This is a genomic window from Bradyrhizobium sp. CAR08, from assembly GCF_052871955.1.
Map to the genome: position 1 here is coordinate 1 of NZ_JBIXJX010000053.1, position 5,679 is coordinate 5,679.

At 59.5% G+C, this 5,679-nt stretch carries 6 protein-coding genes and 2 pseudogenes; 5 read left to right on the plus strand and 3 right to left on the minus strand.

Annotated features, from left to right (window positions below; translation table 11 throughout):
- Nucleotides 1-257 (minus strand): 3-hydroxyacyl-CoA dehydrogenase NAD-binding domain-containing protein (locus tag ACIPUD_RS39430; protein WP_446482948.1); only part of this gene is annotated, 257 nt, incomplete at its 3' end.
- A gap of 989 nt (nucleotides 258-1,246) precedes the next feature.
- Here ACIPUD_RS39430 and ACIPUD_RS39435 point away from each other — a divergent pair.
- A pseudogene (locus ACIPUD_RS39435) lies at nucleotides 1,247-1,689 on the plus strand (CoA transferase); the annotation flags it as partial.
- 182 nt (nucleotides 1,690-1,871) lie between these two features.
- Complete coding sequence (locus ACIPUD_RS39440) at nucleotides 1,872-2,129, plus strand: transposase (protein WP_446482949.1); 258 nt, start codon at nucleotides 1,872-1,874, stop codon at nucleotides 2,127-2,129.
- A gap of 268 nt (nucleotides 2,130-2,397) precedes the next feature.
- Here ACIPUD_RS39440 and ACIPUD_RS39445 read toward each other — a convergent pair.
- Together ACIPUD_RS39445 and ACIPUD_RS39450 are read right to left on the minus strand one after the other, a co-directional pair.
- Nucleotides 2,398-2,640, minus strand: a pseudogene (locus tag ACIPUD_RS39445) (transposase); the annotation flags it as partial.
- Nucleotides 2,641-2,757: 117 nt separating this feature from the next.
- Nucleotides 2,758-2,943 carry a hypothetical protein gene (locus ACIPUD_RS39450; protein WP_446482950.1) on the minus strand — a complete coding sequence of 62 codons (186 nt, stop codon included), beginning with the start codon at nucleotides 2,941-2,943 and terminating at the stop codon, nucleotides 2,758-2,760.
- Between the two features lie 361 nt (nucleotides 2,944-3,304).
- On the opposite strand from ACIPUD_RS39450, the gene ACIPUD_RS39455 reads away from it, so the two are divergent.
- From ACIPUD_RS39455 to ACIPUD_RS39465, 3 genes are all read left to right on the plus strand, one after another.
- On the plus strand, nucleotides 3,305-3,502 hold the full coding sequence (locus ACIPUD_RS39455) for a hypothetical protein (RefSeq protein WP_446482951.1): 198 nt from the start codon (nucleotides 3,305-3,307) through the stop codon (nucleotides 3,500-3,502).
- 298 nt (nucleotides 3,503-3,800) lie between these two features.
- Nucleotides 3,801-4,385, plus strand: a complete 585-nt coding sequence (locus ACIPUD_RS39460) for a reverse transcriptase domain-containing protein (RefSeq protein WP_446482952.1) — start codon at nucleotides 3,801-3,803, stop codon at nucleotides 4,383-4,385.
- Between the two features lie 1,037 nt (nucleotides 4,386-5,422).
- Nucleotides 5,423-5,679: 3-hydroxyacyl-CoA dehydrogenase NAD-binding domain-containing protein (locus ACIPUD_RS39465; protein ID WP_446482953.1), on the plus strand; the 257-nt coding region annotated here is incomplete at its 3' end.

Genomic DNA, 5,679 nt, shown 5'->3' on the forward strand with positions numbered 1-5,679 from the left:
ACGGCGTCCGCAACCGACTCGACCACCGTCAGCGATCCTTCCGGCGGTAGCCGGACCGGCGTCAACTGTCGAAACGCCCGTCGCGCGCTGGCGAGCATCCCTTGTACGCGCTCCAACGTTCTAGGCGACCGGGCGTACAGCCGCACGTCCACTCCATTCAGGATGAAGCGCGCTGCCCATCCGCCGCCAATGACACCGCCTCCAAGAAGACCAACTGCGCGCGGCCGCTTGTCCCATGAGTTCAGTTTCTCAACCATTATCATTGACCTTCAGGTATTAAAGCTCGGGGAGAGCGTTTCGCGCAGTTTGATGCGACAGATCTCGCCTCATCGAGACTCGTGGCGACAGCGCCGGTGCGAACGTACTTGGTGCGGCAGTCTTCATCCGAGCAATTCGCGTGCCACTCGCGGGGACTCTGGGAGTACCTACCGAGAGAGGAAAGGTGCACATACGGTTCGACCCTGGAACGAGACTGCCGCGTCGTGCGGTTGCCGACATCCGGTAGTTAACCGGACACGAGTACGCGACGAAATGAAGTCTGATGTAATGTATTCTCGTGCCGACCATTAGGACTGTTTAAGATGACCACCGCGAGCACATCAGTAGTTAGAGCGGCGGGAGTCGCGCGCCCCTTTCCGGCGCGCACATCGTCTCGCCTCAATTGCTGCCACGCTGGCATATGTGAATTGATGATGGTTGATGCCGCGGTCCCCAACTCGTGGGGAGGTTTGGGGAACTTGTCCCTCTTGGTCTATTCGATTTGCCGTCAGCTTATGGACGTTTTTAAGCCTTTTCTGACCATCATGGATCCGACATCACTGCCACAAACCGCAGTCCCCCGTCGCCCCGCGATCGCTATCAGGACCTGCCGCGCTGCTGCTGATACGCTCGTGGCGGCCTAGCCAACATAGGTAGTGCCTCGATTATTCTTAGTAATGTAAACCTCGCCATTGCCCGCGTGTTGGAACGTGCGCCTGATAATTGACCATACCTCCTGCTCGGCGAAGTCGGCGAGCTATGGGTTGGTATTCGGGGAAATCTCAGGGACTTGTCCTGAGCGCGCCAGCACAAACATTCGGCTGCACTGAACCGCGAAGTCGGCCGCCGCGAGTCACGGGCAGCGGGCCCTCGCCAAGTTCATAGCACTGGGCGCGAGACGCAATCATAGTGTGGGAAATGCCACTCAATACCTCGGTCGGCCGGCTTGCGTCTCGCCCGCAAAGCGGCCCCGTAACACCGCGAACGTCTGGCCTTGAGAGATTCAACCCTTCCCATTTTCGGCGTCAGAGTCGTCGACTTCGGCCAGTATATTGCCGGTCGAGCGGTGGCGATGATTCTCGGCGACCTTGGCGCGACAGTTGTGCACATTGATCCGCCATCTGGTGCCCTTTGGGACAACCCGGCCAATGCGACGCTCAATAGAAAAAGGCTTATCACCTCAATCGATCTCAAAACGGACAACGCCCTGTCGAAGGCTCAGGCTCTCATCAGCAAAGCGGAAATTGTGGTTGAAAATTTCCGCCCCTGGTGCTCCACCGCCCTGGATTGATCTGAAGACCCTGCGCATGGCCCTTCCGGAGCTGATAACGATATCGGTTTCACGCGTTTGCTTCCAACGACGAACTGCGTCGCGGGCGGAGGGCCTTCGAAGCTGTGTTCACCGATATGGGACTGAGTAGCGTCTTCATGGTGAGCGCGGAGCATTTGTTTGCGCTCGATCAGGCATTCGCTCTTTATATCACGAGAAGGCATCTGCCTGCGATGCCCGAATCGAAGCTGTGTTGAAGGAACTCACTATCCATAAGGATTATGATCATGGATCAGCGCCGCCGGTCTCGCGGCGTCGGAACAGAACCGATCAAGCGAACGCTATGGCTTTCGACGTCCGCGCGTCGTTGTTTGCGCTGCTCGGAAAGGACGTCACCACCATCGACGGCCTCGGTCCTTACCTCTCGCTGAAGCTGATGGCAGAATGCGGCGACGACCTTACCTCGTGGCCAAGCGCCAAGCATTTCACCTCCTGGCTGGGGTACGCACCGAGCAATAAGGTCTCCGGAGGCACAATGCTCTCGTCACGACGCGCCGATCCGGCGGCCGGGCCGCAGCTCTTCTGCGCCTTGCTGCCGTAACCGTCGGACGCACTGACACCGCGCTCGGCACCTTTTATAGAAGACTGTCGTCCCGCATTGGCAAGGCCAAAGCAGTCACCGCGACGGCCCGCAAGATAGCAGTCCTGTTCCACAACGCTATGCGTCACGGCATGGACTACGTCGATCCCGGGGCCTCGTCCTATGAGACACGCGATCGACGCGAGTGATCAACAATTTGCACCGACGTGCCAAGGCATTCGGCTTTGTCCTGCACCCCTTGGGACCGGGAGCTGGTGCCGTTTCTTAGGAGCTCCCCGATCTTGGCATGCAGCGACTTCACGTCGATCGCAGGCGTGGTCGGCGCAGCGCCGCCAGGTCCAAAAACTCCGGAAGCGCCACCCTCCAGCTGCGCCTTTCGCGCCGTAATCTGATTGGGGTGGACGTCGAACTGCTCGGCAAGCTGAGCTATCGTCCGGTCGCCCTTGACGGCGGCAAGCGCCACCTTCACCTTGAAGGCCGGTGTGTGGTTCCGGCGTGCTCGTCTGCTCATCGTCGCTCCTGATTCGCGGGCACCAGCGTGCCCGCTGTCAGGCAGAAACTCCACTTACCGATCTGTTCAAATTTGCGGAGCCGGCCCTACCCGATGCGAACCGGACGGCCGAAAGCGTTACTGACAATGTCGAGCGGCGAACGTGGCATGCTTGGCGATTACGCGCTCGCGCTCGGTGCCGGCGGCACTGCCGTTGCGGGCGAAGATCGTGCTGGCCTGCGAGCGCGAGCCCAGCAACGCCGTGGTCGCGACGCGGCTTGGCGTCGGGCCACATACGATCGGCAAGTGGCGCAATCGGTTCATCACCGATCCGTTCGAGGGGTCTACGATGAGATGCGTACCGGCAGGCCCCGCACGGTCGAGGATGAGGCCACGGCCGAGCTGATCATCAAGACACTCTCTCGCAAGCCCAAAGCCGCAACCCATTGGAACGTGCGCGCCATCGCAAAGAGACTGGGATCGCAAGAGCACCGTCCATCACCTGTTCCAACTCTTCCGGCTGCAATCTCACCGCCCCCGCAGCGTCAAGCTCTCGACCGATCCGTTCTTCGTCGAGAAGTTGCGTGACGTGGTCGGGCTTTAGCTCGAAGATGCGCTCCCATTCCTTTGCGGTCCACGTCAGCCAGCCCGAACGATTGAGAGAGGCAAGGAGGACTGGTATCTCGTGAATAGAAAGCGGCAAAACAACCAGCAAGTGCTGGCCTTGGAACCGAAGGACCGGGGTGAAGCCCCGGCGCGCGGTGACGGGGAGACCAAACCATTCATGGCGAAATCAGCCATCCAAAACTCGGCTTTCACAGAACAACTGATGGAGGAGGTGTGCGACCGAGAGAACCTGAAGAGCGTCGCCGCAGCCGGTTAAGCGGGTCGAAATCTCGAAGCCGGATGGCGGGGTCAGGAAACTCGGCGTCCCCTGCGTCGTCGACCGCCTGATTCAACAAGCCGTGCTGCAAGTTCTTCAAGAGCGATGGATCCGACCTTTTCGGAGCACAGTTTCGGATTTCGGCCGGGGCGGTCCGCCCACCAGGCGGTAGCCCAGGCACAGCATTACGTCGCGATGGCTACAACGTTGTGGTTGATCTCGATCCTGAAAGATTTTTCGACCGAGTTAACCACGACATCCTGATGTCGCGCGTCGCCGCACGGATACCTGATAACGCGTGCTCAAGCTTATCCGGGCATTCCTGAATGCCGGGGTATTGGAAGACGGTTTGGTTCGACCGGTGGACGACGGGACCCCGCAAGGCGGTCCGCTCTCGCCCTTCCTCAGTAATATCGTGCTCGACGATCTCGACAAGGAATTGGCTCGACGTGGTCACCGGCTCTGCCGTTACGCGGATGACTGCAACATCTATGATCGCAGCTACCACGCCGGCGAAAGGGTGAGGGCCTCGATAAGCCGGTTCCTGACCGACAAGCTCCGCTTGAAAGTCAACGAGGCCAAAAGCGCGGTGGCGCGACCCGAGGAACGTAAATTTCTCGGATTCAGCATTGCGAATGACGGGAACGAGCGACGCTTTGCGCCGAAAGCCCCTCGACAAGTTCAAAGACCGAATCCGGGAAATCACATGCCGGACGCGAGGGATCAGTTTTCAGCAGATGATCGCAGACCTCACGCCATACCTCATCGGATGGCGCGGGTACTTCGGCTTCTATCAGACCCCGCGCGTGCTAACGAATCTGGAAGCCTGAATCCGCCGGAGACTGCGTTTGTATCTCTGGCGGCAATGGCGGAACGGGCATAACCAATTCATGGAGCTTCGCCGCTTCGGCATCGCGAAGTTCGCCGCATCGGTCGCTGCCGGTTCACCGACGGGACTCTGGCGCATGTCCAGACACCCGGCGGTTCAACACGCCCTACGAAATCATGTGTTCGACGCTCTTGGTCTCCCCCGAATTGTCATGGCTGTGCAGGCCTAACTCGATCGAACCGCCGTGGTACGGACCCGTATGCCCGGTGGTGTGGGAGGGGTGACGTCGCGAGACGTCCCCTCCCGATCGATAACCGGCCGGAATAAATCGGAATACGCAGTACGACGAGATGATCCGCACGTAGTTGTGCCAGTGCCGGCCGTACTCGCTGCGACGCGGCGCTGCTTGCTCGCCAATCGGCTCGGCAGTGCGCGACCGTGTTTTAGGATCCCTGCAGCTCTCATAGCTTCGGTCGGGAGAGGGGCGAGCGAAAAGCTTAGCCATTCACGGTTAAACGCAGAATTACTGCGCGGCGAGGGCGATATTGCTCAAATCCAGATCTTGGGCTCGTTACTAGGTTTGAGATGAAAGCTTATCGCTAGTGGGGCCTCGATGTTTCCGCGAAAGGAAGGGGGCCGGATGATTTCCCAGGTGTTGAGCCCTGTGGGTAACGCCGTGCGCCGGAGCAGAAGAATGTCCGATTCATCGCCCAGGAGAGTGCGGAACGTTTGGGCGGCGAGCTCTCGAACTAATGCTGTTCAGATTCGCGTGCGTGACCTCGAGATCCGGCGGCGAGCGATGATGCGCCATGTCAGCAAGTTGTTCTGCGCGCTCGGGGGGCCGATGTGAAGCGGGTGATTGACCTCACGATGGGAGAGGGCCTCTACCTAGCTGGGTTAGCTCAGACACTCCGCGCTCTCAGATGCGTTAAAAGAAAATTTGTATCTGTCCCGGGGCGGCATTCGATTAGTGACAAGCTTCTCAGAGGCGGATTTCAGATCTCGTGGGGATCGGGGTGCGGGCGCTGAGCCCGGACCGAAAGCGCGAGAGGCCTAATGTTAGAGTTCATAACCCTGAGGAGTTAATCCTGATGCTTGCAAAATCAAATCTCGCGGACAAGCCGCCGCGCGCAGTTGGTCTTCTTGGAGGCGGTGTCATTGGCGGCGGATGGGCAGCGCGCTTCATCCTGAATGGAATTGACGTGCTGCTCTACGATCCAGCACCCAACGCAGTTGAGCATGTGCAAACAGTCCTCGCCAGCGCGCGACGGGCGTTTCGACAGTTGACGCCGGTCCGGCTACCGCCGGAAGGATCGCTGACGGTGGTCGAGTCGGTTGCGGACGCCGT

Coding starts and splice junctions, on each gene's coding strand:
- ACIPUD_RS39440 (WP_446482949.1), top strand. CDS start 1,872: ATGGCTTTCGACGTCCGCGCGTCGTTGTTTGCGCTGCTCGGAAAGGAC.
- ACIPUD_RS39450 (WP_446482950.1), bottom strand. CDS start 2,943: ATGAACCGATTGCGCCACTTGCCGATCGTATGTGGCCCGACGCCAAGC.